The organism is Dyadobacter sp. 3J3 (genome assembly GCF_009801115.1).
Taxonomy (GTDB): Bacteria; Bacteroidota; Bacteroidia; order Cytophagales; family Spirosomataceae; genus Dyadobacter.
In genome coordinates, this window is sequence record NZ_VTOL01000007.1 from 129,768 (window position 1) to 156,028 (window position 26,261).

Below are 26,261 nucleotides of genomic sequence, written 5' to 3' on the forward strand. Positions count from 1 at the left end.
ATCATTCACTCATTCTATCATTCAACATTATAATGACACACACTAAAGAAGAATTTATCAATACTTTTAAAGACAGAACCAAGCAATTTGTTTTACGAAGTATAAAGTTGTTTAAAGCTTTGCCTTCCTCGGAAGAGGCCAGAATAATTGGAAAACAATTTCTAAGATCAGCATCTTCGGTAGGAGCAAATTATCGGGCGGTGTGTAGAGCCAGAAGTAACAGAGAATTTTTCGCCAAGCTAAGTATAACAGTTGAAGAAGCGGATGAATCTTTATTTTGGCTGGAAATAATTTCAGAATCAGAAATTTTACCTCTGGAAAAAATTACAAGTTTAATGAATGAAGCAGAAGAAATTTTAAAAATTCTATCCAAAGCCAGAAGCAATTCTAGCCATCATTAAAATGATAGAGTGAGTGAATGATAGAATGAGTGAATATTTGGCTCGTTCGATTTTCTTTGATTTGAATGACTTAGTTTGGGAAATTTTAAAAAATTACCTCAAATTAAGTTCCGGTTCAAGAAATTAAGTTTGTTCCCGCCATTCTATCATTCACTCAATCTATCATTAAAAATTAAAGCGGATGCCAGAAGCAGTTCAAGCCGTTAAGTTTGTTACCGCCATTCTATCATTCACTAATTCTATCATTCAAAATTAAAGTGAAACGCCAGAAGCAGTTCAAGCCATTAAGTTTGTTCCCGCCATTCTATCATTCACTCAATCTATCATTCAAAATTAAAAATCATGAAAACTATAAAAGGACCTGGAATTTTTCTTGCTCAGTTTTTGGGTGATGAGGCTCCATTTAATACCCTCGATGGTATAACAACCTATATGGCTGATCTGGGCTATAAAGGTGTTCAGCTACCTATTTGGGATCCACGCGTTATTGACATTAAACTTGCTGCTGAATCTCAGACTTATGCTGATGAATTGAAAGGAAAGCTGAAAGACAAAGGCTTGGAAATTACTGAACTTGCCTCACATATTATCGGTCAGCTGGTTGCTTCGCATCCGGTTTATGATGAAATGTATGACGGTTTTGCAGCTCCGGAAGTGCGCAACAATCCAAAAGCAAGAGCAGAATGGGCTACGCAGCAATTGAAGTATACAGCCGTTGCCAGTAAAAATCTTGGACTAAAAGCAAGTGCAACTTTTTCAGGTGCTTTGGCGTGGCCATTTTTATACCCATGGCCGCAACGCCCGGCTGGTTTAGTCGAAACTGCATTCAAAGAATTGGCTGCACGTTGGAAACCAATTTTAGATGTTTATGACGAAAACGGAGTGGATCTTTGTTACGAACTTCACCCGGGAGAAGATCTTTTTGACGGTTCTACTTTTGAAATGTTTGTTGATTACCTCGACGGACATACAAGAGCGAATATCAATTATGATCCAAGTCATTTTGTATTACAACAACTGGATTATTTACAATTCATTGATCTATACCACGACCGTATCAAAGCATTCCACGTAAAAGATGCCGAGTTCAATCCAACCGGAAAACAAGGTGTTTACAGTGGTTTCGCAGGATGGGCGGACCGCGCAGGACGTTTCCGTTCGTTAGGTGATGGCCAGGTGGATTTCAAAGGTATTTTCTCAAAACTTTCTCAGTATGATTATGATAGCTGGGCAGTTTTGGAATGGGAATGCTGTATAAAATCACCGGTACAAGGTGCTGCGGAAGGCGCTCCTTTCATCGCTAATCAAATAATAGAGGTGACGACAAAAGCATTTGATGATTTTGCAGGAACAGGTGCAGACGAAGCATTCAACCGCAGAGCGTTAGGTCTGTAATTAAATAATTGTCTTTATAACAAGTATAATAAAAACCTATCGTTCTTATGAGTGATAGGTTTTTTCATACATCTTATTGGAATTTATTTAATAAAAGTAGTAGAAAATACCCGTTTATAAGTAAATAAACCACGACCTTTTAATAAACCCAATTAAGCCTGATAATGAAGGATCAATTCCGTAAAAAAAAGATGAATTACCTGAATGTATTTTGTTTTGCACTATGCATTTGTTTTTCTATTACCGTCACTGCACAATCTGTTACACCCGAGAAACGTGTTCTGATATTTTCAAAAACTGCCGGTTTCCGTCATGGCTCTATTGGCGCAGGAAAAGTTGCCATTGCCAAACTGGGAACAGAAAATGGTTTCAGCGTTGATACAACCGAAAATGCTGCCCTTTTCACAGAAAAAAATCTTAGAAAATACAGCGCCGTTATTTTCCTTAACACAACTGGAAATGTACTGAATGACAATCAACAGGAAGCTTTTGAACATTACATTCAAGCCGGCGGCGGATATCTTGGTATTCATGCAGCAACCGATACCGAATATGACTGGCAGTGGTACAACAAACTTGCAGGTGCCTATTTTGCAAGTCATCCTGGAAATCCGAATGTACAGAATGGAGAAGCGTACGTGGTAAACCGCGAGCATCCATCTATGGAAGGCTTTCCGGATCGCTGGAAAATCAAAGATGAATTCTACGATTTCAAGACTTTCAATTCACAAGTAACCGTTCTGGTTAAGATTGATGAAAAGTCTTATAAAGATGGTAAAATGGGTAAAGATCATCCCATGTCATGGTATCATGAATTTGATGGCGGAAAAGCTTTTTACACCAATTTTGGTCACGAAGATGCCACTTTTGAAAATCCGGTATTTCTGAAACATTTGATGGGCGGGTTAAAGTATGTAATGGCTACCAAGCTGGATTACTCGAAATCTCGTCCGGAAGAAAACCGTTTTACCAAAAAAGTACTGGCCACTAAACTTGACGAACCAACAGAACTGGTCGTTCTTGAAGATCAGCGTGTTTTATTTGCAGAGAGAAAAGGAAAACTGAAATTGTACAATCCTAAAACGGGTAAAGTAAAAATCGTAGCGGAAGTTCCTGTTTATACAAAACAGGAATATGGATTAATGGGATTGAATATTGACCCGAATTTCAAAACCAACAAACTGGTTTACTTATATTACTCTCCACCTTCCACCGAAGCGGATACCGCACAGCATTTATCACGTTTTAAATATGATGACATCAAGGATACACTGTTGTTATCGACAGAAGAAAACTTGTTAAAAGTACCGGTAAAAAGAACCGATTGCTGTCATACAGGTGGTTCTATCGCCTGGGATGCCAAAGGAAATCTATACCTGTCAACGGGTGATGATGTAAATCCATTTCAGTCGGATGGATACGGCCCGATTGATGGTCGCCCGGGTCGTGAAGGCTGGGATGGACGCCATTCTTCTTCCAATACAAATTCATTCCGCGGAAAAATTCTTCGTATAAAACCACGTTACGGTGATCGTCGCGCGAATATGCCGGGCGGGACTAATCTTTATGATATTCCTGAGGGCAATTTATTCCCTGTGGGTACAGAAAACGGTGACGACCGCCGAACCCGACCTGAAATTTATGTCATGGGAACACGTAACCCCTACCGTATTTCTGTTGATCAGCATACAGGTTATGTGTATTGGGGAGATGTGGGACCGGATGCGTCTGATGATAATCCCAAACGAGGACCTCGCGGATATGACGAAGTAAACCAGGCCAGAAAAGCCGGATATTTTGGTTATCCCCTATTTATTGGAGATAATAAACCGTATGTCAGTTTTAATTTTGCTGATAGTACTTCCGGAAAACCATTTGATCCGGCGGCGCCAATCAATGATTCTCCTCATAATACCGGTATTACAAAATTACCACCGGCGCAACCGGCTTTTATCTGGTATCCTTATGCAGATTCTCCTGAATTTGGTCCTATTGTGGGCAAAGGTGGTAGAAATGCAATGGCCGGACCGGTTTACTACACCAATGATTTTAAAGCGGGAAAAGATAAATTCCCGGATTATTATAATGGAAAATTTTTCGCTTATGACTGGATCCGTGACTATATCAACATTGTAACGATGAATGAAAAAGGCGATCTGATCAATATCGAACGCTTTATGCCGAATGGTAAATTCAGTCACCCGATGGACATGCAGTTTGCCAGTGATGGATCCTTGTACACTTTGGAATACGGCCCCAACTGGTTTGCCCAAAATGATGAAGCAAGTCTGTCTCATATTACTTTCAATGCCGGAAACCGTGTTCCTGTTGCAACTGCAAAAGCTTCAAATACCACAGGAGCTAGTCCTTTAAAAGTAGCATTTTCATCAAAAGGATCACTCGATTACGATGGCGATGCAATTAAATATGAATGGTCATTTGGAAAAGGCCAAGGAAAAAGCACTTTGCCAAACCCCACTTTCACTTATACAAAACCAGGTGAATATACTGCAATCCTGAAAGTGACAGACAGTGCTGGAAACAGTAACACTTCCGAAGTAACGATCATGGCCGGAAATGCAATTCCTCAGGTTGATGTGGCCATTAAGGGAAACAAAACATTTTACTGGAATGATAAGCCGGTTCAGTATCAAGTTGCAGTTTCTGACAAAGAAGATGGAAGTCTTGTAAAGAAAACCATCCCGGAAGACGAAGTTACGTTGACAATCAATTACCTTGAAGGTTTCGATAAAACGTTACTAGCCCAAGGTCATCAGGCTAATACAGGATTTGATACCGGAAAACGACTGATTGAACTAAGTGACTGCAAGGCTTGTCATTCGGTTGATAAGAAATCAATTGGACCTGCTTATATCGAAGTTGCCAAAAGATATGAGAAAGAACGTAATTCTTTGAAAACCCTGACAGATAAAGTCATCAAAGGCGGCGGCGGTGTTTGGGGTGAACAAGCGATGGCAGCGCATCCTCAGCACAAACCCGAAGAAGTTGAAGAAATGGTTAAATACATTCTTTCACTTGCTAAAAAACAGGTTGTTGATAAAAAGCCATTGAATAGCTCTTACGTAACAGAAGCCAGGAAAAAAGATGGCTCTTACATTTTCACAGCAAGCTATACGGATAAAGGAAATGGAACAATGGGACCTTTAACAGGTTCAAAAACCATTGCACTGCGTCCTGCCAAATTGCAAGCAAATACATTCGATGATGGAAAAAATTTCATGAAGTACAAAATGCCATCCGGCCCGGAAGTTGTTTTGGGTTCTGCGAACGGAAGTTATATTGCTTTTGATGATATTGACCTGACAGATATTTCTACACTAACAGTTGCAGTAATAAGTAGCGATAAAACTGCGGGGGGAATTTTAGAAGCGCACCTTGATACTCCAGACGGACTCAAAATAGGGGAAGCTAATGTATCTTCTTCTGAAACCCTCAATATTCCGGTTAAAGCACCGGCAGATAATAAAAAGCATAAAGTTGTATTTGTTTTCAAAAATCCATCTGCTAATGGTAAACCGCTTTTTGCAATTGACACGATAGATTTTAAAGAAAACGCGAAATAGTTATCAAGTTACAATTTTAAAAGAAAATCCCTGCTGATGATCGTCGGCAGGGATTTTTCATTTAAAACGGTATTGATTAGTAAAGCAGTATATCTATATTTTATCGCATTTCATATGTCACCCTTTCAGGGTTAAACAACATAGTCGCATCTTCCCTGCTATAATAATATCATCCCGTCAGGATTGTTGTTACAGAAATTTTTTGAAATAAATAGGTTTGATTGAATGTGAAATTTCGATTTTTAAATAAAAATCTGAATGAGCTGAGATCTGTGGGTCAACAAATTCAAAATCCCGAAGGGATGACATTAGTATTGAAAAGGTAATTTGAGCCGAGAAACCCAAACCCTAAAAGGGTGGTATAAGAAATGCGGGAAAAGACGCACACAATCAATAAAGTCAAATTAAAAATTCCTCTTTCGCAAATCCTTCAATCCCTAAACCAAACAAGGCAAAATCATATAAAACAGGATCATTTGGATTTAACAAACGCAAGGAAGCTGTCAATTCCACCGCTGTGCGCCAATCGGTAACCGGCCTTTGGATCAACCCTAGTTTTCTTGCAATCCGGTCCACATGCACGTCACATGGACAAACAAGCTGCGAAGGTTTAATAGTATCCCAAATCCCGAAATCCACACCTTTGTCATCTTTTCTGACCATCCACCTCAAAAACATATTCAATCGCTTACACGACGATTTACGAACTGGCGTAGCAATATGTTTTCTGGTTCGTAAAGGAAAATTTTCAGAGTTGCTAAACAAATCATGAAAACCGATTAATCCGTTTTCAATTGTGATATCAGATTCTGCCATATGATCACTGAAAGCATTTTCCAGCGAATCATATTTGTTGTAATAATTTTGAAAAAAGTGGAGAAAATAAAGCGTATCCGTAGCGTTAAAAGTACGGTGCTTGAAGTTTAGGAATCTTTTAAGATCAGTTTCCTGGTGGTTTTTTATAAAATCGTAGGGAGCATCATCCATCAATGAGGACAATTCCAGACATTTGTTGATGATCGTTTTCCTTTGCCCCCAGGCAAGTACTGCTGCCCAGAAACCCATGATCTCAATATCCTGTTTTTTGGAAAAACGATGTGGAATACTGATTGGATCAAAAGGAATAAAATCCGGCTGGTTGTATTGTTCAGCTTTTGCTTCCAGTAAATCAGTAATCGATTGGGAAATAGGAATTATTTCAATTTCAATTTCCAGCATGACCTCTTCCCAACACATAAGCCAAAACTCTCGATATTCCGGAGAAGAACATCACAATGCAAGAAAACGCGAAAGTAAAAACAGCTATAAAAGGATACATAATCGTAAACATAACACTCCATATTTTATAGCCTGTCGTGTTTTTTGCAGCTGCTCTTTCTTCTTCTCTTTTAGATCGGAACTGAGGTGAATGCTTCATTATTTATTATTCAGAATTTGTGTATGCCAGATTAATTTTTCGTCATTACTATTGATAAAACCAATCCCGGTTCATTTAAATTTCAAAATATACTTTAATTATTATCCAGATAACTGATAACAGCCCTAAATCTCTTGCTGTTAGGAGAAACTTTTTCAAAAGCGCGGGACGATAATTTTATAACAATATCATCATTCACACTCGTATCAGGAATTCTGCCGATCACTCTTACAATGATCTTTTCCTGATTATATTCGTTCAAAACTTCTACCAATGCTCCAATAGGCGCAGTGCGGTGTAAAGCCAAAAATTTGCTTGTGCTTTCATCCGTTTCAATAACCTCAGCCAAACCTGACTCAGATTTACGCTTGCCGGTAACCACTTTGGGCGGCGCAACTTCTTCTACCGGTTTCATGATTTTTTCCGCAACAGCCGCTTTTGCTCTCACTGAATCTTTAACCACATTCGTTACCACTTTCTTTGGTTCAGGTTCAGGGGCAGGCTGCTTACTTTTTTCAGCAGCTTTTTCGCTGACAATTAATTCCTGTCCGTCCGTAAGGTTATCATCTTTCAAATTATTCCATTTACGAATATCTGCCATCAAAACACCATATTTAACTGCAACGCGGTAAAGCGTTTGACCAGCTTCCACTTTATGAACTCCGTTGGGCGCCACAGAAACTTTCGCATCCGCAGTTGGAGCTGATGTTGTTGCAGGAGGCGGAGGCAATGGAGCTGAATCTTTTACAGGCGCTTTAGCGACCTCCTTTTTAGGCTCTTCCTTTTTTGCTTCCTCTTTTTTCTTTGTTCTTGGAGTATAAGGAACACGAAGCGTTTGTCCAAACTGAACATTATCGCTGATTCCCGGATTTGCATCTCGTAGTGACTGAATCGTAGTGCCATACTGTCTTACGACAGCGAACATTGTTTGTCCTTGATTAACCTTATGTAAAACATAAATTTTACCGCCTACTTTTTCATACCCGATAGAATCAACAACACTCACTCCATTCGCACGGGCATTTGCCGCTCCTTTTAAAAAACCTGCCAAAATGGCTAGGTAAACTATGTATTTCATTCAGTATGAAAATGTTAAACTCGAAAACTCGTTATTATTTTTTAGATATACCAATACTTTATTTTTCAGCATCATGGTCGACTGGCCAACGCCATCCCTGCCCTCAGAAATTTTTTCCTTAAAAACGATTTCTTTTTGATCTGTAACGATAAGAAGATATTGCGCTACCTTTTCCTGCTCGTAAATATAATAAGAAAACATCATATAGGGCCTTTCATCCAAATAATCAATACAAATGGGTTTAGAAATCCCGGTTATATCGGTTAAAAAAGAGGCAAGCCGGTCAAAATATACATTTCTTTCCTTGTAACGAACAGGTTGTTTTAAAATTATTTCCGGTGCCGGCAGATTAATTTCTTCTGCCACAGGAGTTAGTATTTCCGTTTTTACATCAAAAATTGATTTTTGGAACTGATCACTTTTAAAAGTTGCAACTTCCAGCTGATCATTATGTAACGTTCGGACTAATACGTAGTTAGGCAACGCCCAAAGCAAATTTCCTGTCTTTGAATCTATTGCCAGCAGATCCGTTGGCTGGGGCATATCCGGGTACCTATAGTTGTGCAAAAAAATATGATCTCCGGAAAATGCAGTCAAAGAAGTCCACCAATCTGCTCCTTCCGGCGTAACTTGCCAGCTCAATTCGGGAACGTTTAAATCAATCATGGCAAACGATATATTCTTTTCCGAACTTTCCCGTAATTCGACTGCCCATTCACTTCTGTCAGGATCGGTGTGCGGAAGTATTCGCCAGATATTTTGTGAAAACGTATGTGAAAACAGTTTTTGCAAAATTTTAGCTTTATTTTGAAACAAAATTGAAAATGACATCATTCAAACTTTAAATACGTGCAGATACTAGGAATAATACCAGCGCGCTATGCATCAACCCGTTTTCCGGCCAAAGCTCTCGTAGATATTGGCGGAAAATCCATGATCCAGCGTGTATATGAACAATCCTCCAAAGCTACGCATCTCAGTCAGATTATTGTAGCAACAGATGATGAAAGAATATTAAATCACGTACATCAGTTTGGAGGAAAGGCCGTAATGACCTCAGAAAATCATCAAAGCGGTACCGACCGTTGTTTTGAAGCCTTGCAGAAAACGGAGGGAAGTTACGACTACGTAATTAATATCCAGGGCGACGAACCGTTCATAAGTCCTGAACCAATTAACAGTCTGGCAAAAGTACTCGACGGAACTATCGAACTGGCAACGCTGGTTAAAGTTATCGACAGCCAGGATATTCTCTGCAACGTTAACGTGCCGAAAGCCGTATTGAACAAACGGCAGGAAGTTCTTTATTTCAGCAGACAGACAATTCCTTATCTGCGTGGCGTAGAACCTGAAAAATGGCTTGATTCCCATACCTTTTACAAACATATCGGGATTTATGCATACCGCGTTGACGTCCTTGAAGCGATAACAAAACTGGAAGTTTCTTCACTGGAAAAAGCGGAATCGCTGGAACAATTGCGCTGGCTGGAAAATGGATATTCGATAAAAGCGGTGGTTACATCGGATGATTCTCACGGAGTGGATACGCCGGACGATCTGGACCGCGTAACAAGGAAATTTTTATCCTGAAAATTAAGATTATTAAGTAGTAAATTACAAAATCAAATGTGACTCCGGAGCAGGTAAAAACCTTTAAATTTTGTTAAAAACACAACTTTTTAATACCACAGATCTCACTGGCACGTTGTTTTTCTTTGTTTTAAACAGTACTAATTGAAATAACACATATGCAAAATAAAATTCTTTGGGCAGATGATGAAATAGATCTTCTTAAACCTCATATCATGTTTTTGACCAATAAGGGGTATGATGTTACACCGGTTAACAGTGGAGCAGATGCCTTGGACCGAATTGAAAATGAGCGATTTGATATTGTCTTTTTAGATGAAATGATGCCGGGGATGACCGGCTTGGAAACCCTTGCGCAAATAAAACAATTGCAGCCTACATTACCGGTTGTAATGATCACCAAAAGTGAAGAAGAGCATATAATGGAAGATGCCATCGGTTCAAAAATCGATGATTATCTTATTAAGCCGCTTAACCCGAACCAGATTTTACTTTCTGTTAAAAAAATACTTGATAACAAGAGACTTGTTACTGAAAAAACCACGCTGAGTTATCAGCAGGAATTCAGAAATCTGGCTATGCAATATCAGGACAGAATCGGTCATGAAGAGTGGGCCGATATCTATAAAAAGCTTATTTATTGGGAATTAGAGCTTGAAAATTCTGATGACCAGGGTATGTCAGAGGTTTTCAGCATGCAGAAAAGTGATGCGAATGCGAACTTTTGTAAATTTATCGAGCAGGAATATGAAGGCTGGCTGAACGATCCAAAAGCAGACCGCCCGGTACTTTCGCATCAGTTAATGAAGCAAAAAGTATTCCCTTACCTAAAAAAATCCACTGAACCGGTTTTCTTTTTATTGATTGATAATTTCCGTTATGATCAGTGGAAAGTGATCCAGCCGATCATTCAGGAATATTTTAATATCGAAGAAGAAAGTTCTTACTACTCCATTCTTCCTACCACGACCGGTTACGCACGCAATGCCATTTTCTCCGGTATGATGCCAAGCGAAATGGAAAGAAAACATCCGCAGTGGTGGGTAAGTGATGAAAATACGCCTGACGGTGAAGAAGGTCTGAACAACCATGAATATGATTTCCTGCAAAAACAATTGGAAACAAATCATTTCAATATCAAATCTTCGTATCATAAAATCCTGAATACCAATCAGGGGAAATCACTGATTGACAACTTTAACAATTTATTAAACAACCAGTTAAATGTAGTTGTTTATAATTTTGTTGATATGCTTTCGCACGCCCGGACGGACGTTCAGATGATTAAAGAGCTTGCTCCTGATGAAGCTGCTTACCGTTCTATCACAAAATCATGGTTACTGCATTCTCCACTTTTGGAATTTATAAAAAAGGTGGCAGAGAAAAAATGTCGTCTGATTTTAACAACGGATCATGGTATGATTCGTGTTCAGAAGCCGGTGAAGATTATAGGTTACCGCGAAACGAATACAAATTTGCGTTACAAACATGGAAAAAATCTTGGTTTTGATGATAATCATTTGATGGTTTGCCGTAAACCTGAACGTATATTTTTACCAAAACCGCACGTTTCTACTTCCTACGTATTTACGAAAGAAGATTATTTCTTCGCTTATCCAAACAATTATAATCAGTACGTAAATCTTTATCGGGACACCTTCCAGCATGGAGGTGTTTCTCTGGAAGAAGTTATTATTCCGTTTATTGATTTGACTGCGAAGTAATTTCAGATTAGCATTATATAAAAAAGTGAGGGCTGGGAAATTTAATTTCCCAGCCCTCACTTTTTTTATAATTTCTATATTTTATCCTTCGGTAACCAGTCCGTTTTCACACTTAATAGTACGTGCCGGGAATTTTTTTAGGAATTCGTAATTATGGGTTGCCATTAAAATCGCAGTTCCTGCGTTGTTGATGGTTTTAAAAACCTGCATAATCTGATCTCCTACTTCCGGATCCAGATTTCCCGTTGGTTCATCTGCAATAAGAATTCGCGGTTCATTCAGCATTGCACGGGCTATTACCACACGCTGCTGCTCTCCACCGGAAAGTTGATGAGGCATTTTCTTTTGAGAAGTCCCCAATCCTACCTGCATCAAAACTTCTGCGATACGTTTTGAGATTTTTGCCTGCTGCTCCCACCCTGTTGCCCGGAGTACAAATGACAAATTGTCCTCCACAGAACGATCTGAAAGCAATTGAAAATCCTGGAATACAATCCCGATTTTACGTCTCAGAAAAGGGATATCGGCTCTTTTGATATTATGAAGCTCGTAACCAACCACTTTGGCAGAACCTGTATGAAGCCACAAATCGCCGTAAAGCGTTTTCATGAGCGAACTTTTTCCGCTTCCGGTACGGCCGATCAGATATACAAATTCTCCATTTTTTATCTCAAAATGGACATCATTCAATACAGGTCGGTCGCCCTGATAAATATCAGCCCGTTCCAGTATTACAATAGGCTCTGTAGTTTCAATCATAGTAGCAAAAGCATACAATCATATGTGGGAAAAGGTCAGATATTTGAAAAATCAAATATCTGACCTTTTTTTAACTAAGTTCTTATCAAGCGTTTCCTTTGTTGTAATCAGCAAGGAATTTTTCAAGTCCGATATCCGTAAGCGGATGTTTCATCAATGCTTCCATTGCGCTCAAAGGTCCCGTCATTACATCAGCGCCAACTTCTGCGCATTGGATAATGTGCATAGGGTGACGAACTGACGCCGCCAAAACCTGAGTTTCATAACCGTAGTTACGATAAATTGTCAGGATTTGTTCGATCAAGCCAATTCCATCCGTAGAAATATCGTCCAGACGGCCAATAAATGGAGAAACATAGGTTGCACCAGCCTTGGCAGCGATTAACGCCTGTCCGGCCGAGAAAATAAGTGTACAGTTGGTACGGATACCTTTGCTTGAAAAATATTTCAAAGCCTTTACACCTTCTTTGATCATTGGAATTTTTACAACAATTTTATCATCAATCTCGATCAATTCTTCACCTTCACGAACCATACCCTCAAAATCAACAGAAATAACTTCCGCACTTACATCTCCGTCAACAATATCACAGATCGCTTTGTAGTGTCTCATGATATTATCCTTTCCTGTAATTCCTTCTTTTGCCATAAGTGACGGATTTGTTGTAACACCATCAAGTATGCCCAAAGCATGTGCTTCTTTAATTTCTTTCAGATTGGCAGTATCAATAAAAAATTTCATATCAAAAATTGAATAGTTTAATTATCCCACAAAAGTAGGAAACCATTACTAAAAGCAAAAAAAAGTTGTGGAATCGAGGCGAAAGGGCATAAAAAAAGGCAAACCGAGAATCTCACCGCATCAACCACCTACCCTTGCTTCCGTCAGGACCTGGGGGATTCGGAAGGAGCTGGTAGTTCCGATTTGCCGTTGCAAAGATAAAGACATTTTATTGACAAAAAGAAAACATTCATTTCATCTTTCGTCTTACTTTTGTGCGAACCAACTATAAATGAGTGATTATGTACCGAATATTTTTTTTATTTTTTTTAGTTTTCCTTAATTCCTGCTCCAATTCTTCCGATGCTTTCCTGCAAAAAGGCAAAGATTTGATGAAAGAAGGCAAAAACAAAGAAGCCATTGAATACCTCAATAAAGCCATTGAAAAAAATACTTCCAACGCCGAAGCTTTGAATACCCGCGGTGTGGCTTATTACGAAATGAAAGATTTCCAGAGTGCACTCATGGATTTCAATCAGGCGATAAAATTGCAGCCTGCGTCATACCGTCCCTATTTCAACCGAGCGCTTTTATATACAAACGATAATCATCTGGATTCTGCTTTGACAGATTATAACAAAGCGGCAGCACTTGCTCCGGATACTTCGGATGTATTTTTAAACAGGGGCCAGCTTTATGTTATTCTTGACAAACTGGAACCTGCCATTCATGATTTTGAAAAAGCAACGGAACTTGACCAGGAAAATAAAATGGCCTGGTACAATTTGGGCAATACGTATTATCGTCAGAATGATTTCAAGAAAGCGACCCTCGCCTTTCGCCAGACAGTAAAACTGGATTCGCAATATGGAAAAGCATTTTACGGACTAGGTTTAGCTGAATGGTACGACGGAGAAAAAGATTTGGGATGCAGCAGTTTGAAACAGGCACAGAATTTGGGTTATGAAGATGCAACACCTGCAATCAGTCAGTTTTGTAAATGATAAAAATCTTATTGCCCGAAAAGTAATAAAATTGTTATTTTATCTTTATCATAAACCGACAAACCCACTAATCTTATACAACATGAAATTTGTCAAAATCATATTCGGATTGCTTTTTATGCTTTTCGCATATTTCCAATTTAATGATCCCGATGCTACAATCTGGATTTTTACATACAGCGCCGCCGCGCTTGCCTGTTACATGAGTTATAGTAATCTTTGGCCTTCCTGGGTATTTTACGGCCTGGCAGCCGGATATCTGGTAGCATCCATTTTTCAGTGGCCTCCACATTTTGAAGGTATTTTTTGGGGAGAAGCCAAAATGCGAAGCATCAACATAGAAGAAGCCCGCGAATCTCTCGGTTTACTGATTTGCTGCTTTGCTATGGTAGTTTTAGGGAAATGGGGTAAACCAAAAATTGAAGATTAATCCCAGATCCATTCAACTTCTTTGAGATCCAGTTCCTTTATTTCGGGCTGGTTTTCAAACCTGACACATAGTTTCCCATAATCAGTTATGCCTGTTACGGTGCCGGACACAATCTCATTCTGGTAACGAAACCGGCATAACTGGTTATAGCCAAATAAATTTTCGAGATATTCCTGACGGATTTCCTTATTATGTTTGGTCGATTTTAATTTCAAATACCACGCATCCAGGTGAAGAATTAATTGATAAAATTCATCAGACAGTATAAAATTCTCTCCTCTTTCCTTAGCCAGCGAAGTCGCCCTGGGATTTGAGAAATTAATCTGGTTTATATTGATACCCATACCGACCACCGAAGTTGCCAGTCTCGTCCCCTGAATCCCGTTTTCAATCAGCGTCCCACAGATCTTTTTGTCGCCCAGATATATATCATTCGGCCACTTTATCTTAACTTTATCAGAATAGTTGCTCAGGTATGACCAAATACCAAGCGCCATTGCCTGACTGATCAGAAATTGTTCCTGTATTGGCAAGAATATGGGAGTAAGAATGACGGACATAGTCAGGTTCATCCGAGGCTGGCTTACCCAGGTTGTACCTCTTTGACCCCGTCCTTTTGTCTGGTCGTCAGTAATGACAATAGCTCCCTCTATACTTGCATCATTACGCACTAATTCAGCCGCTATGTCGTTTGTTGAATGACAACTTGGCAGATAAACAACTTTTTTACCTATTATTAAGGTATCGTATATAGAGTTGTACAATTTTTTTACTTTACTTTAGGGTTTATAGAAATGGGAATCAAATAAGCATGAAACAACGCAAAAATACAGAACTATCATCAAAAGATTTATCCGACCTTATTGCTAAGGGGATGTCAGAAAAGAAAGGTGAGGATATCACAATCCTTGATCTAAGAAAAGTAAAGAATTCAATAACAGATTTTTTTGTAATTTGCTCGGGTAATTCCGACACTCAAATAGATGCTTTGGCCGGTTCGGTGGAAGACGAAGTTTACAAAATATCAAAAACCGACCCCTGGCAGAAAGAAGGAAAAGCCAATGGAGAGTGGATATTAATTGATTATGTGGATGTAGTGGCTCACATTTTTAATAAAGAACGTCGTAAACACTATGATTTGGAAGAGCTTTGGGGCGATGCGGTTGTAACGCACTTTGAAGATTCCGTCCTGTAAATATCGTAGCGGGTGAACATTCATCAGATGCGAAATGTTATTTATTAAATTTCCTCTTAATTATTATAAAGAATGTCTGATAACGATAACAAAAGAGGTCCACTAAATCCTAAAAGTCCGCAGAAAGGGTATCAGGGATGGATCATAGCTGCTTTGATTGCTACTATTTTGGGGATTACTTACCTTAACAGAACATCTACTATTCGTGAAACGACTCAGAAACGTTTTGAGAAAATGGTTGCCGATAAGGAAGTTCAACGCGTCACTATTGTAAATGATAAGTCAGTTGAAGTAACATTGAAACCCGAAGCGCTTAAACTTGATAAATATAAAGTGCTTACTGCGGAAAATGGCGGTAATTATTTCGGAGGAGAGCCTGTCTCTCATTATCAGTTCCAGGTGACTTCGGCTGAAACATTTAAAAAGGATCTGGACAAGATTCAGGAAAAAGTTCCTGATGATGATAAAATTGAGCTCGTTGTAGACACACGGAATGACTGGACCAGTTTTCTTGGAACCTGGGGCTTTTTCATTATAATGATTCTGGTGATGTATTTCATTCTTGGCAGAATGTCAGGTGGTGTTGGTCCTGGTGGACAGATATTTAATATTGGCCGTTCCCGTGCAACTTTATTCGATGCTGAAAACAAAGTTAAGATCACTTTTAACGATGTTGCCGGTCTGGATGAAGCGAAAGAAGAAATAAAGGAAATTGTTGAATATCTTCAGTTCCCTGACAAATTCAAAAAACTAGGTGCAAAAATTCCAAAAGGTGCGCTCCTTGTAGGCCCTCCGGGTACTGGTAAAACTTTGCTTGCGAAAGCGGTTGCCGGTGAAGCAGGTGTGCCATTCTTCTCTTTGTCAGGTTCTGACTTTGTTGAAATGTTTGTTGGCGTAGGTGCGGCTCGTGTTCGTGACCTTTTCAAACAAGCAAAAGAAAAAGCGCCATGTATTATCTTTATTGATGAAATTGATGCCGTTGGTCGTTCTCGTGGACGTGGTGCTATGCCAGGGTCAAATGACGAACGTGAAAATACACTGAACTCATTGCTTGTTGAAATGGATGGTTTTGCTACCGATTCCGGAATTATTATCGTAGCTGCAACGAACCGTCCGGATGTTTTAGATCCTGCATTGCTTCGTCCTGGACGTTTTGACAGACAAATTTCAATTGACAAACCAGATGTTATCGGTCGTGAAGCGATCTTCAAAGTGCATTTAAAACCTTTGAAACTTTCGGTTGATGTTGATATTCAAAAACTGGCAGCTCAAACTCCTGGTTTTGCAGGTGCTGAAATTGCTAACGTTTGTAACGAAGCTGCGCTTATCGCTGCCCGTCGTGACAGAGAAGAAGTAACGATGCAGGATTTCCAGGATGCCATGGACCGTGTTATCGGTGGTTTGGAAAAGAAAAACAAATTGATTTCTCCTGAAGAAAAACAAATTGTTGCGTACCATGAAGCTGGTCACGCAGTAGCGGGCTGGTTCCTTGAACACGCTGATCCATTGGTTAAGGTATCGATTGTACCTCGTGGTGTTGCTGCATTAGGTTACGCACAGTATTTGCCAAGAGAACAGTATTTGTATCGTACAGAGCAGTTGTTTGACGAAATGTGTATGACATTGGGCGGACGTGCTGCTGAAGATGTTATTTTCGGGAAGATTTCAACCGGTGCATTAAGTGATCTTGAACGTGTAACGAAAGTTGCATACAGTATGGTGACGATGTACGGAATGAATGATCGTATCGGAAATGTGTCTTATTACGATTCAAAACAAAGTGACTACGCGTTTACGAAACCTTATTCTGAGTCGACTTCACAGGCGATTGACGAAGAAGTTCGTAAACTGATTGAACAGGCTTATCAGTTTGTTAAAAACATGTTGAGCGAAAAACGTGAAGCTCTAGAAGTGATTGCGCAGGAATTGTTGGAAAAAGAAATCTTGTTCCAAAGTGATCTTGAAAAACTGATTGGCAAACGTCCTTACGAAAAGGAAACAAGTTATCAGGCTTACATCAACCGTCGCTCGAATGAAGAAGCTGCGATTCATGAAGAAGCAGTGAAACAAACACTTGAACAAGACAAAGCCGAATTGGCTGCAGCACATAAAGATTCTTCAGCTGTATAAATTTCAAAGAGATAAATAGTAAAAACCGGGCAGCAAAACTGTCCGGTTTTTATTTTTAAAGTACATTTGTTTAATACAATACCAAATCCTAAAACTAATACCTGCTATGTCATTCGAAATACTTAAAGAGAAATATGGTGAGCTAACCGAATATGTGATTCAGGAAACTGCTACAAACAACCGTTGTGTAATTGTTCCGGAGCTTGGTGGAATCGCCCGTCAGTTGTCATTAAGAAAAGATAATACGCTATTCTCCTTGTTAAAAACGCCGGGAACTCCTAGTGAACTTTTGGAAGATACAAAAAGTGCTGGAGAACTTCTTTTTCCATTCGCCAGTCGGATTCCTGAAGGAAAATATCACTTTCTTGGAAAAGAGTATCAGTTGGCTCAAAATGATAACGAAAATGCCATTCATGGATTAGTACGCAAACATGCTTTCAATTTGGAAGAGCAGGTTGTTGAGGCCGATCAGGCTTATATAAAATTATCATATGCTTTGAGAGAAAAGGAAGGTTATCCTTTTTCTGTTGATTTTTCGGTAAAGTATACACTGAATATCTCAGGAGTATTTTCTCTCACTTATGAAGCAAAAAACGTTGGTTCTGAACCTTGCCCGGTTATGTTCGGCTGGCATCCATATTTCGTATTAGGTAATGAAGATGTGGACGCTTGGAAAATAAATATTCCGTCCGATACTATTGTGGTTTTTGATAATCGAATGAGTCCAATTGATACCGCGGCATTTGTGGTCGAAGAAGGCGCTATGCCCTTATTCAAAAAAGCTTTGGATAATGCTTTTGTAGTAAAAAGCAAAACAGACAAAGTTGTTACTGAGTTAATATCTGAAAGACAACATGTGACTTTGCAGATTGAGCAGGAAACCGGTAATGGAAAATTTAATTATCTGGTTGTTTATACACCGCCTGCAAGAGATTGTATAGCGATCGAGCCGCTAACTGCTAATGTAAATGCCTTCAATAATGGTGAAGGATTAAATATTCTGTCTCCGGGAAATACAATTTCCGGAACAATTAATCTGAAACTGGTTTAGGCTGACGCCGATACCAACGCGCTTTCGGAATGATTAATCTCCATTCCAAAAGATAGGCTAAGTGGCTGAACAAAATAGCAAGTTTGTCGCTTAGCCTGTCTCTGTAAATCATATTGAAGTAAAAGATCTGCCAGGATTTCGTTACAGGTTTTTCACGTTTATTTTCCCAGTGAATTAAAACAGCATTTAAAAACCTTTGTGTGGGATATTTCCTTTCCAAATTATCACCACAAAAATGCAGGTAATTTTCTCCTGTAAAAACATATACCAGCCCGAGCGATTCAAGGAGAAGCTTGTAAAATCCTTTGTATTTTGTAACCCTGATTACATACGACCAGTCCAGATGTGAAGAAAACTTTCTAAGTAGTCGTACAAAATCTGCCATGAATTTCAACTTATCCCATTGCTCAACACCAGCGTGGTGAACAAGCATCATCAAGAGCTGATTTTCAATATTCGGTACCATAAGCGTGTCATTTAAAATGTTGAACGACATCATACGATCTGTCAATTCTTCCCATTTAAATGAATAGTGATACCGTGGATACGTTGTGTTCCATTGTACTTCCAGTGACTTCAACATACTGCTTCCAACCGGAGTGAGCGGCAACTGATAGTCAGTATTAAAATATAACCTAGCTACGCTGTCCTTTTCTAATAAATATTTCCTATAATGATCAGGTTCAAAACCATTTTTGGCCATTACTTTCAACCCGTCTTTGATTTGATTTTCCGGCATAAAAAAATCAATATCACCAAACTCGCGAAAACCTGGATTTTCATATAACATCCAGGCCCACAAAGCACCTTTCATTAAAAAAGCATTTACCCCATCCGCAGCCAAAGCTGAATTGAGTTCTACTGATTTTTTCAGGAAAAGCATGTTGTATACTGCATGCTCGGTGCTTTGCTGTTTCTGATTTTCTAATAAATCAGCAGGAATTTCTTTATTTTTATTTAAATCAAAGTAGTTATAAAGTAATGCACTAACCTGATGATATTGAGATAGTTCTATCAATTCCTCCCAATCCGGATCGGTATCAGATTCTTTCGCTAATGATTTAGCAACCTGACTATTGAGAGAAGATTTTATCAAAAATGAAAGTTTGGCAGAAAGTAAAAGATCAGACATGTAGCATTTCTGTATTTAGAGAGATACTTTCCTGAACCCATTTTTCCAGTAGTTCAAAACCAGCTGGTCTTCTCTTCTTCCAAATTTTTGCTAATTTAGCACACTGAAAGCTCTGTTGAAAATGCTGTTTTATCAACTCCCCAGATAATAAAGTAAACGGTAACGGGAAATTTTTCAACATTTCAACCGGAATAGAAAATGTACTCAGCTCAGCCAATTTAGCCTGGTTCTTTGCTTTATGCAAGAAGTATATGGCACCTAATGAAACAGGATTTAAATCAAAAGTACCATCCGGCCTAAATGAAAACTTATTAACACCTTCGCTTACGGGTGTTAATTGTGATTTTTCATAAGATAAACCATTAACCGTATTGTCCCATATTTTCAATTGAGGGTAAGCCGGAACTATAACTGCTTTCCCTTCTTCGTTAAACTTTATAGCCGTTAAATCATCACTTAACAAAGGGCAGCCTGCTTTTACAAATGCTGCAGCTGTTGTTGATTTACCTGCGCCAGGACTACCCATAAAACACCAGGCTTCATTTCCAACTTTGACAGAACTTGCATGCAGTAAGAAATATCCTCTTTGAAATAAAATCAACCCAAGTGCTTCACTTACGGTGAAAAGACTTATCAGGTTATTGTCGTCTGTTAGAGCAGAAACAATTAGCTCGTTGCCATTAATGGCTTCAAAAGTTGCGAGACCTTCCCAATGAAGAATAAGATTTTCATTATTCTTTCCAAAAAGAGCACGGATTCCCCTTCTATATATTGAGGTTTTCTTAAACTTTGGAGAAATAATAATGCCACGTTTTATATGAAGGTCCCAGGAATTCAAAGGGTCCGCAACGCTTAGTTCAGGCAATTCAATTTCGGAGATAATATTTAATCCGTACGCTTTATAAAAATACATGTGTGTGATTGTAAATTATTCCCAAACCCATAAACGTTGATAGGAAACTGAATCAGACCAGTCCCCGATAATTATTTCTCCTCCCCTTTCAACCCAGGCATGTGCTTCGAAGGCTTTGGCTGGATTAATTTCGATACCAATTTCGAGACTTAAAGACGGGACTTTCCTTAACAAATACTTGGTGGCTAATGCTCTTGGCAAACAAACCAATTCCAGAGGAATCACATTGGCAGCTGTATTTACAGCCCAAACAACTTCTGAAATCTGTTGTGAATTCAGATTTTTTTTGATTTCTGATTTAGAAATTCTGTAAAATAACTTGCGAAAAGTAGAAAAAGGTAAAATAGCCAAACCCATTTTTATTACAACAAGTACAAATCCCGCCTGCAAAAATTTAATTTTTGCACCGCCAGTAATAGTAGCCCATTTTTTTAAATAGTCTGACATATTATTCAGTTTCTTCAACCAGTTTCTCGGAAATAAGATCTTTCAAAAGTAATTCAATATCCTCCTGACAAGTTTCTTTGTCAATATCATATTCAACCGTAACTGCCTCACAAAGAGCGTCCAGAGTGCTAGGTTCTTTTTCCAGGTTATTCCAAACCAACGCTCCTACTTCATCCAGACCGTAGTAAGCTCCTTTGTTATGATTAAGAATCACGATTTCTCCCCCAACCTGTGATGCAATTTGTTGGGTTGTCAGTTTATATTTCATAGTAATAGTGTATTGCAGCAAAACAAGTTTGCCATTAGCTTACAAAGTTAGAAATAATAATTACTCGATCTCAAATTTTATTCCCTGCGCCAAAGGAAGTGTCGAACTGTAATTAATTGTTGTTGTTTGCCTTCTCATATAGGCTTTCCAGGCATCAGATCCTGATTCGCGGCCACCGCCTGTTTCTTTTTCTCCTCCAAAAGCTCCGCCAATTTCTGCACCGGAAGTTCCTATATTAACATTGGCAATTCCGCAATCTGAACCGGACTGTGATAAAAATTGCTCAGACTCCCGAATGTTCAATGTAAAAATAGAGGATGAAAGTCCTTGTGGAACAGCATTCTGCAACTCAATGGCTTCATCCAGACTCTCATATTTTATTAGATATAAAATGGGTGCAAAAGTCTCGGTCTGTACGATAGAAAAATCGTTTTCAACTTCCGCCACGCATGGAGCCACATAACAACCCGAATCGTATTGATCTCCTTTTAATACCTTCGGGTCAATAATAAAATGGCCTCCCTCCTTTCTTATTTTTTCAATCGCATCTTCGTAATGATCAACGGCAAGTTTATCAATAAGCGGCCCAACATGATTATTTTCATCCAAAGGATTTCCAATTCTCAACTGAGCATAAACCTTAATCAGGCGGTTTTTAACTTCTTCATAAATATCAGAATGAACAATTAGTCTTCTCGTAGAAGTACAACGCTGTCCGGCTGTACCAACTGCACCAAAAACAATTCCTGGAATGGCAACATTTAAATCTGCCGAAGCTGTTACAATGATCGCATTATTCCCACCAAGTTCAAGTAAACTTTTACCAAGCCTTCTGGCAACCGCTTCACCAACTGCTTTTCCCATGCCGGTACTACCCGTCGCAGATACTAACGCAATTCTACTATCATCCGCAAGATATTCTCCAACAGCCCTTCCGCCTGTAATAATACAAGAAATACCCTCCGGGAGCTGATTGTCTTTTAAAACAATTTGAATAATATTCTGACAGGCGATTGCTGTAAGCGGAGTTTTTTCCGAAGGTTTCCAGATACACACATCGCCGCAAACCCAGGAAAGCATCGCATTCCATGACCAGACTGCAACCGGAAAATTAAAAGCAGAAATAATACCCACAATTCCCAATGGCTGCCATTGTTCATACATCCGGTGTTGTGACCGTTCGCTATGCATGCTCAAACCGTATAACTGGCGGGAAAGCCCGACCGCAAAATCACAGATATCAATCATTTCCTGAACTTCACCAAGGCCTTCCTGCAAGCTTTTACCCATTTCATAACTTACAAGCGTGCCTAATTCCTTCTTATTCATCCGCAATTGCTCACCAATCTGGCGCACAATTTCACCGCGTTTTGGTGCAGGAACCAGTCTCCATATTTTAAAAGCCTGGCTTGCCGATTCCACTACCTCTTCGAAATCTTCGGGATTAGCAGAATGCACTTTTGCAATCAGTTTTCCATCCACCGGAGAATAAGATTCCAGAATTTCTCCGCTTCCATTCCAGGATTTCAAACCTGTAATGATACCCGGGTTAACTGGATTTATATTCAGTTTGGTAAGAATTGCTTGTATATCAATCATGGTATCAATCAATGTAAAATAAACCTTGGTACTAAATCTGCCTATTTTTACGTCTTAATAGAATAAGTTGCCGTTGGTAGTTTTCATAAAATCATCCAGCAAAATATCCTCCTGTTTGATAAAACCACTGCCTGGCAAACTTCCGTCCGCCACCATTTCTACTACCGAAGCAATGGACGCCGCAGTTGTCCACGAAATCGCGCGCCAATGCTGGTCGTCGATTTTGATAGGATGATAAGCTCTGTAAAATTCTTCTCTTTCCAAAAACTCCCCTTTCCAGCCTTCCACAACCGCATAAACATACACTACATCCTGCTGAACAGGCGGTTTGGCTTCGGTTAATATTTGCTCAACCAGTTCACGTTTTTCTTTTAGAATCAATTCATAAAGCAAAAATCGCATCAGACTGCAATGACCTGGGTAACGTATGGTTTTGTAATTTAAAGTATCCAGTTTCCCTTCAAAGGTTTCACACATCGTGCCCAAACCGCCGGATGTACTGAATGCCTCAAATTCCTGCCCCTCAATATTGATCATTTCAATACCTTCCAAAGACGGTACCATTTTTCTGACACCATTATGAATTACCTCGGCATCATTGATATACTCATTCACTACACCGGCCGGGGACCAGGTAAATGAATAACCCATTAAGCCGTTTGGATAGCGCGGCAAAGCACCAACCCGCAATTCAATATCACGGATTTTGGTAAAACGTTTCGCCAGATCCATACCTACAATTCCTATAAAACCAGGTGCCAATCCGCATTGCGGCACCATGACGCCTTTACTGTCCTTCGCTAATTCCCGAATGGCGGAAGTTGTGTAAACATCCTCCGTCAAATCAAAATAATGAATGCCTTTTTGATAAGCCATTACGGCTATCGGCAAATTTAAATTGTAGGGCATGCAGGAAACCACAGCATCAGCACCTGTCAGAATTTCATCCAAAAAAACATTTTCAGAAATATCGCCAGCTTTAAATAAAAACGGAATTTCAACAGGCGGTTTTGTTTTGTCGATACCAGTTACTTCAAATCGCTTACTAAGCAGGGTGGCGACCAGCGAACCAACCTTTCCTAATCCTATGACAACAATGTTTTTCATAATGATTTAAGATGAAGTGTGAATTTCAATCAGGGAATACGTTTGTCAACAATTATTTACAGCGTTGCAATAATTAAATGTTCCGGCCACGCTTCTCTCTAAAAGAATTTAATGAAAGATAGGCAAAGAAATTGCAGTTTTATAAAACTTAGTGGTCATTTTTGTAAGTTTTACATCAATTCGTATTATGCAGATTGTGATTATTGGAGGCGGTGCTTCGGGATTTATGGCGGCAATAACAGCCGCAGAAACGTATCCTGATGCACGCGTTATCATTTTAGAAAAAAATAAAACGGTTTTAAATAAAGTCCGCATTTCCGGCGGTGGAAGATGCAACGTCACACACCAACCGTCTGATCTCCGTTTTTTTATCAAAAATTATCCAAGAGGAGAAAAATTTCTAAGAAAACTTTTGTCACGTTTCGATGCGCAGGATACGGTCAACTGGTTTGAAAACCGGGGAGTAAAACTAAAAACAGAAGCCGATGGCAGAATGTTTCCTGTCACGGATTCATCACAAACCATAATCGAATGCCTGTTAAGAGCTGCAAAAGTTCTAAATATTGATATAAAAACCAGTACGGGCGTTAAGTCATTTGCCTGGACGGATATGGAAAATGTTCCAAAATTCTCACTTCATCTGGATACAGAGGAAGCCATATTAGCAGACAAACTTTTGATAGCAACGGGTGGCCATCCAAAAACCAGTGGTTTTGACTGGATCAGTACACATGATCATTCCATTGTCGAGCCTTTTCCGTCCTTATTCACCTTTAATGTTCCTGATGGATATTTATTGCCGCTCTCCGGCGTTGCGGTTCAGGATGCTCATGTAAAAATAATTGGCACCAAACATGAATGGCGCGGCCCTGTCATGCTGACACACTGGGGTTTTAGCGGACCCGCTATTTTAAAGCTGTCCGCCTGGGGTGCCCGGGATTTGGCCGCAATGAATTATCATTTTACTTTTAAAATCAACTGGCTTCCGGACATGAACGAACAACAGGTCCGGGAATTTCTGATCGCTGAAAAATCGAATACTCCGAAACAGCAAATTACCTCACATGCTCGTTTCGGATTACCGATTCGGTTGTGGAAAGCATTTGCTGAAAAGGCAGAAATTACCGAAAATTTGCGTTGGTCAGATGCTACGAATAAAGTACTAAACCGGATGGCAGAACTTTTGACAAACAGTCAATTTGATGTAAAAGGAAAAAGTACTTATAAAGAAGAATTTGTAACCTGTGGAGGTCTGGCACTCGATGATATCAACCAGGAAACATTGGAAAGTAAAAAAGTGCCGGGACTATTTTTCGCTGGTGAAGTTCTGGATGTTGATGGTATCACGGGAGGTTTCAATTTTCAAAACGCATGGACAACCGGTTTTGTTGCCGGAAAAGAAATCGGGCGAATTTCTTAATTTTAATGATCACATATCTGTTAAAACCAAAATCCTCAACCCGCCATTATTTTCAATGAAATTTTTCGTCTTCTCCATCTTTATTATCTGTTCCGGAAATTTCATTCTGGCTCAGACCGCTGATTTGAAAAATGATTATTTCTTACGTCAGCTTTATAAGGATCAGACTTACAATACACAAAAAGATCTTGTTCTTAAAGAATTTGCACACGTTGTTCCCGGAAGCTGGGGAGAATTTGTAAAGGGTGTCGATGAAGATATCGTGACAAATAAAAAACTTTTGGCGCTGACTTTTGATGCTTGTGGTGGTCCGCGTGGAAGTGGTTATGATGCGGAACTGATTAATTATTTGAGAAAAGAAAAAATCCCGGCAACTTTATTTGTTACCGGAAAATGGATTGATGCCAACTATAATACTTTCCTGGAATTAAGTAAGGATACGCTTTTTGAAATAGAAAATCATGGGCTTAATCATCAGCCCTGCTCTGTGGACGGAGAAAGTGAATATGGTATAAAAGGAACGCCGGATGTTCCGGATGCTTTTGATGAAATTGAAGCGAACGAACGAAAAATTCAGTTTATCACCGGAAGGCGTCCAAAGTTTTACCGTTCCGCCACGGCTTTTACCGATGAAGCCTGTGCTAAAATAGCCAGACAACTTAACGTAACAGTAATTAGTTTTGATGTGCTTTCGGGTGATGCAGTGCCTTTTACCAAAATTCCGATAATAGAAAAAAGTGTATTGTCAAATGTAAAACCAGGCGCTCTGATCATCATGCATTTCAATCATCCGGAATGGAATACTTTTGAATCCCTGGAAAAAATAATTCCAGTTTTGAAAAAGCAAGGTTATTCTTTTTCAAAACTGGAAAAGTATCCTTTGAAAGGAAAATGAT

The 26,261-nt window shown here is 39.3% G+C and carries 25 protein-coding genes; 12 read left to right on the forward strand and 13 right to left on the reverse strand.

The genetic code is table 11. The annotated features are described in order from the left end of the window. The first annotated feature begins 32 nt into the window (after nucleotides 1-32). The 3 genes from FZF08_RS16385 (at nucleotide 33) to FZF08_RS16395 (ending at nucleotide 5,380) form a co-directional block, all read left to right on the forward strand. Nucleotides 33-401, forward strand: coding sequence for a four helix bundle protein (locus FZF08_RS16385; protein ID WP_159470664.1), 369 nt, complete (start codon nucleotides 33-35; stop codon nucleotides 399-401). A gap of 342 nt (nucleotides 402-743) precedes the next feature. Next, nucleotides 744-1,796, forward strand: coding sequence for a sugar phosphate isomerase/epimerase (locus FZF08_RS16390; protein WP_159470666.1), 1,053 nt, complete (start codon nucleotides 744-746; stop codon nucleotides 1,794-1,796). Nucleotides 1,797-1,987: 191 nt separating this feature from the next. Further along, on the forward strand, nucleotides 1,988-5,380 hold the full coding sequence (locus FZF08_RS16395) for a ThuA domain-containing protein (RefSeq protein ID WP_409012662.1): 3,393 nt from the start codon (nucleotides 1,988-1,990) through the stop codon (nucleotides 5,378-5,380). Nucleotides 5,381-5,779: 399 nt separating this feature from the next. Here FZF08_RS16395 and FZF08_RS16400 read toward each other — a convergent pair whose 3' ends face one another. From FZF08_RS16400 to FZF08_RS16415, 4 genes are all read right to left on the reverse strand, one after another. Continuing rightward, complete coding sequence (locus FZF08_RS16400) at nucleotides 5,780-6,616, reverse strand: TIGR02757 family protein (protein ID WP_409012661.1); 837 nt, start codon at nucleotides 6,614-6,616, stop codon at nucleotides 5,780-5,782. Beyond that, complete coding sequence (locus FZF08_RS16405) at nucleotides 6,585-6,797, reverse strand: hypothetical protein (RefSeq protein WP_159470670.1); 213 nt, start codon at nucleotides 6,795-6,797, stop codon at nucleotides 6,585-6,587. Before FZF08_RS16405 ends, FZF08_RS16400 begins: the two co-directional genes overlap by 32 nt. Nucleotides 6,798-6,891: 94 nt before the next feature. Next, nucleotides 6,892-7,875 carry a LysM peptidoglycan-binding domain-containing protein gene (locus tag FZF08_RS16410; RefSeq protein WP_159470672.1) on the reverse strand — a complete coding sequence of 328 codons (984 nt, stop codon included), beginning with the start codon at nucleotides 7,873-7,875 and terminating at the stop codon, nucleotides 6,892-6,894. Next, entirely contained in the window at nucleotides 7,876-8,667 is a 792-nt protein-coding gene (locus FZF08_RS16415; RefSeq protein WP_159470674.1) for a DUF4905 domain-containing protein, read from the reverse strand. 57 nt (nucleotides 8,668-8,724) lie between these two features. On the opposite strand from FZF08_RS16415, the gene kdsB reads away from it, so the two are divergent. Then, nucleotides 8,725-9,465 (forward strand): 3-deoxy-manno-octulosonate cytidylyltransferase, encoded by a 741-nt coding sequence (gene kdsB, locus FZF08_RS16420; RefSeq protein ID WP_159470676.1) that lies wholly within the window; start codon nucleotides 8,725-8,727, stop codon nucleotides 9,463-9,465. Nucleotides 9,466-9,623: 158 nt separating this feature from the next. Continuing rightward, a complete protein-coding gene (locus tag FZF08_RS16425) occupies nucleotides 9,624-11,189 on the forward strand; it encodes a bifunctional response regulator/alkaline phosphatase family protein (RefSeq protein ID WP_159470678.1) in 1,566 nt (521 codons plus the stop codon). Between the two features lie 81 nt (nucleotides 11,190-11,270). On the opposite strand, the gene FZF08_RS16430 is transcribed toward FZF08_RS16425, so the two are convergent. Together FZF08_RS16430 and fsa are read right to left on the reverse strand one after the other, a co-directional pair. After that, nucleotides 11,271-11,945 (reverse strand): cell division ATP-binding protein FtsE, encoded by a 675-nt coding sequence (locus FZF08_RS16430; RefSeq protein WP_159471100.1) that lies wholly within the window; start codon nucleotides 11,943-11,945, stop codon nucleotides 11,271-11,273. 88 nt (nucleotides 11,946-12,033) lie between these two features. Continuing rightward, on the reverse strand, nucleotides 12,034-12,690 hold the full coding sequence (gene fsa, locus FZF08_RS16435; RefSeq protein WP_159470680.1) for a fructose-6-phosphate aldolase: 657 nt from the start codon (nucleotides 12,688-12,690) through the stop codon (nucleotides 12,034-12,036). 281 nt (nucleotides 12,691-12,971) lie between these two features. Here fsa and FZF08_RS16440 point away from each other — a divergent pair, with 281 nt between their 5' ends. Both FZF08_RS16440 and FZF08_RS16445 read left to right on the forward strand, forming a co-directional pair. Then, entirely contained in the window at nucleotides 12,972-13,673 is a 702-nt protein-coding gene (locus FZF08_RS16440; RefSeq protein ID WP_159470682.1) for a tetratricopeptide repeat protein, read from the forward strand. A gap of 82 nt (nucleotides 13,674-13,755) precedes the next feature. Further along, nucleotides 13,756-14,103, forward strand: a complete 348-nt coding sequence (locus FZF08_RS16445) for a transmembrane 220 family protein (RefSeq protein WP_159470684.1) — start codon at nucleotides 13,756-13,758, stop codon at nucleotides 14,101-14,103. Here the strand turns inward: FZF08_RS16445 and FZF08_RS16450 are convergent. Next, nucleotides 14,100-14,867 (reverse strand): biotin--[acetyl-CoA-carboxylase] ligase, encoded by a 768-nt coding sequence (locus tag FZF08_RS16450; protein WP_159470686.1) that lies wholly within the window; start codon nucleotides 14,865-14,867, stop codon nucleotides 14,100-14,102. The genes FZF08_RS16445 and FZF08_RS16450 overlap by 4 nt on opposite strands. Before the next feature lie 47 nt (nucleotides 14,868-14,914). Between FZF08_RS16450 and rsfS the strand changes: the two genes are divergently transcribed. From rsfS to FZF08_RS16465, 3 genes are all read left to right on the forward strand, one after another. Further along, nucleotides 14,915-15,298, forward strand: a complete 384-nt coding sequence (rsfS, locus tag FZF08_RS16455) for a ribosome silencing factor (RefSeq protein WP_159470688.1) — start codon at nucleotides 14,915-14,917, stop codon at nucleotides 15,296-15,298. A gap of 72 nt (nucleotides 15,299-15,370) precedes the next feature. Beyond that, complete coding sequence (ftsH, locus tag FZF08_RS16460; RefSeq protein WP_159470690.1) at nucleotides 15,371-17,428, forward strand: ATP-dependent zinc metalloprotease FtsH; 2,058 nt, start codon at nucleotides 15,371-15,373, stop codon at nucleotides 17,426-17,428. 106 nt (nucleotides 17,429-17,534) lie between these two features. Next, nucleotides 17,535-18,479: an aldose 1-epimerase gene (locus FZF08_RS16465; protein ID WP_159470692.1), complete on the forward strand. Its 945-nt coding sequence runs from the start codon at nucleotides 17,535-17,537 to the stop codon at nucleotides 18,477-18,479. Here FZF08_RS16465 and FZF08_RS16470 read toward each other — a convergent pair. Genes FZF08_RS16470 through FZF08_RS16495 form a run of 6 tightly spaced genes read right to left on the reverse strand, consistent with a single transcriptional unit; the run spans nucleotide 18,460 to nucleotide 23,945 of the window. Continuing rightward, on the reverse strand, nucleotides 18,460-19,611 hold the full coding sequence (locus FZF08_RS16470; protein ID WP_159470694.1) for a nucleotidyltransferase family protein: 1,152 nt from the start codon (nucleotides 19,609-19,611) through the stop codon (nucleotides 18,460-18,462). The genes FZF08_RS16465 and FZF08_RS16470 overlap by 20 nt on opposite strands. Next, nucleotides 19,604-20,524, reverse strand: a complete 921-nt coding sequence (locus FZF08_RS16475) for a serine kinase (RefSeq protein ID WP_159470696.1) — start codon at nucleotides 20,522-20,524, stop codon at nucleotides 19,604-19,606. The genes FZF08_RS16470 and FZF08_RS16475 overlap by 8 nt, the downstream gene beginning before the upstream one ends. A gap of 15 nt (nucleotides 20,525-20,539) precedes the next feature. After that, the gene (locus tag FZF08_RS16480; protein WP_159470698.1) at nucleotides 20,540-20,971 is read right to left on the reverse strand and encodes a lasso peptide biosynthesis B2 protein; all 432 of its coding nucleotides are present in this window, start codon (nucleotides 20,969-20,971) and stop codon (nucleotides 20,540-20,542) included. Between the two features lies 1 nt (nucleotide 20,972). Then, nucleotides 20,973-21,239 carry a PqqD family protein gene (locus tag FZF08_RS16485; RefSeq protein ID WP_159470700.1) on the reverse strand — a complete coding sequence of 89 codons (267 nt, stop codon included), beginning with the start codon at nucleotides 21,237-21,239 and terminating at the stop codon, nucleotides 20,973-20,975. A 60-nt stretch (nucleotides 21,240-21,299) separates the two neighbouring features. Continuing rightward, on the reverse strand, nucleotides 21,300-22,838 hold the full coding sequence (locus FZF08_RS16490) for an aldehyde dehydrogenase family protein (RefSeq protein ID WP_159470702.1): 1,539 nt from the start codon (nucleotides 22,836-22,838) through the stop codon (nucleotides 21,300-21,302). A 54-nt stretch (nucleotides 22,839-22,892) separates the two neighbouring features. Beyond that, complete coding sequence (locus FZF08_RS16495; protein WP_159470704.1) at nucleotides 22,893-23,945, reverse strand: saccharopine dehydrogenase family protein; 1,053 nt, start codon at nucleotides 23,943-23,945, stop codon at nucleotides 22,893-22,895. A 187-nt stretch (nucleotides 23,946-24,132) separates the two neighbouring features. Between FZF08_RS16495 and FZF08_RS16500 the strand changes: the two genes are divergently transcribed. Continuing rightward, nucleotides 24,133-25,365, forward strand: a complete 1,233-nt coding sequence (locus FZF08_RS16500; RefSeq protein WP_159470706.1) for an NAD(P)/FAD-dependent oxidoreductase — start codon at nucleotides 24,133-24,135, stop codon at nucleotides 25,363-25,365. 55 nt (nucleotides 25,366-25,420) lie between these two features. Beyond that, on the forward strand, nucleotides 25,421-26,260 hold the full coding sequence (locus FZF08_RS16505; RefSeq protein ID WP_159470708.1) for a polysaccharide deacetylase family protein: 840 nt from the start codon (nucleotides 25,421-25,423) through the stop codon (nucleotides 26,258-26,260). The last annotated feature ends 1 nt before the right edge of the window (nucleotide 26,261 follow it).

Excerpts from the sequence above, each read along its gene's own strand:
- FZF08_RS16385 (WP_159470664.1), top strand. The coding sequence starts at position 33 with ATGACACACACTAAAGAAGAATTTATCAATACTTTTAAAGACAGAACC.
- FZF08_RS16390 (WP_159470666.1), top strand. The coding sequence starts at position 744 with ATGAAAACTATAAAAGGACCTGGAATTTTTCTTGCTCAGTTTTTGGGT.
- FZF08_RS16395 (WP_409012662.1), top strand. The coding sequence starts at position 1,988 with ATGAATTACCTGAATGTATTTTGTTTTGCACTATGCATTTGTTTTTCT.
- FZF08_RS16400 (WP_409012661.1), bottom strand. The coding sequence starts at position 6,616 with ATGTGTTGGGAAGAGGTCATGCTGGAAATTGAAATTGAAATAATTCCT.
- FZF08_RS16405 (WP_159470670.1), bottom strand. The coding sequence starts at position 6,797 with ATGAAGCATTCACCTCAGTTCCGATCTAAAAGAGAAGAAGAAAGAGCA.
- FZF08_RS16410 (WP_159470672.1), bottom strand. The coding sequence starts at position 7,875 with ATGAAATACATAGTTTACCTAGCCATTTTGGCAGGTTTTTTAAAAGGA.
- FZF08_RS16425 (WP_159470678.1), top strand. The coding sequence starts at position 9,624 with ATGCAAAATAAAATTCTTTGGGCAGATGATGAAATAGATCTTCTTAAA.
- fsa (WP_159470680.1), bottom strand. The coding sequence starts at position 12,690 with ATGAAATTTTTTATTGATACTGCCAATCTGAAAGAAATTAAAGAAGCA.
- FZF08_RS16440 (WP_159470682.1), top strand. The coding sequence starts at position 12,972 with ATGTACCGAATATTTTTTTTATTTTTTTTAGTTTTCCTTAATTCCTGC.
- FZF08_RS16445 (WP_159470684.1), top strand. The coding sequence starts at position 13,756 with ATGAAATTTGTCAAAATCATATTCGGATTGCTTTTTATGCTTTTCGCA.
- rsfS (WP_159470688.1), top strand. The coding sequence starts at position 14,915 with ATGAAACAACGCAAAAATACAGAACTATCATCAAAAGATTTATCCGAC.
- ftsH (WP_159470690.1), top strand. The coding sequence starts at position 15,371 with ATGTCTGATAACGATAACAAAAGAGGTCCACTAAATCCTAAAAGTCCG.
- FZF08_RS16465 (WP_159470692.1), top strand. The coding sequence starts at position 17,535 with ATGTCATTCGAAATACTTAAAGAGAAATATGGTGAGCTAACCGAATAT.
- FZF08_RS16470 (WP_159470694.1), bottom strand. The coding sequence starts at position 19,611 with ATGTCTGATCTTTTACTTTCTGCCAAACTTTCATTTTTGATAAAATCT.
- FZF08_RS16475 (WP_159470696.1), bottom strand. The coding sequence starts at position 20,524 with ATGTATTTTTATAAAGCGTACGGATTAAATATTATCTCCGAAATTGAA.
- FZF08_RS16480 (WP_159470698.1), bottom strand. The coding sequence starts at position 20,971 with ATGTCAGACTATTTAAAAAAATGGGCTACTATTACTGGCGGTGCAAAA.
- FZF08_RS16485 (WP_159470700.1), bottom strand. The coding sequence starts at position 21,239 with ATGAAATATAAACTGACAACCCAACAAATTGCATCACAGGTTGGGGGA.
- FZF08_RS16490 (WP_159470702.1), bottom strand. The coding sequence starts at position 22,838 with ATGATTGATATACAAGCAATTCTTACCAAACTGAATATAAATCCAGTT.
- FZF08_RS16495 (WP_159470704.1), bottom strand. The coding sequence starts at position 23,945 with ATGAAAAACATTGTTGTCATAGGATTAGGAAAGGTTGGTTCGCTGGTC.
- FZF08_RS16500 (WP_159470706.1), top strand. The coding sequence starts at position 24,133 with ATGCAGATTGTGATTATTGGAGGCGGTGCTTCGGGATTTATGGCGGCA.
- FZF08_RS16505 (WP_159470708.1), top strand. The coding sequence starts at position 25,421 with ATGAAATTTTTCGTCTTCTCCATCTTTATTATCTGTTCCGGAAATTTC.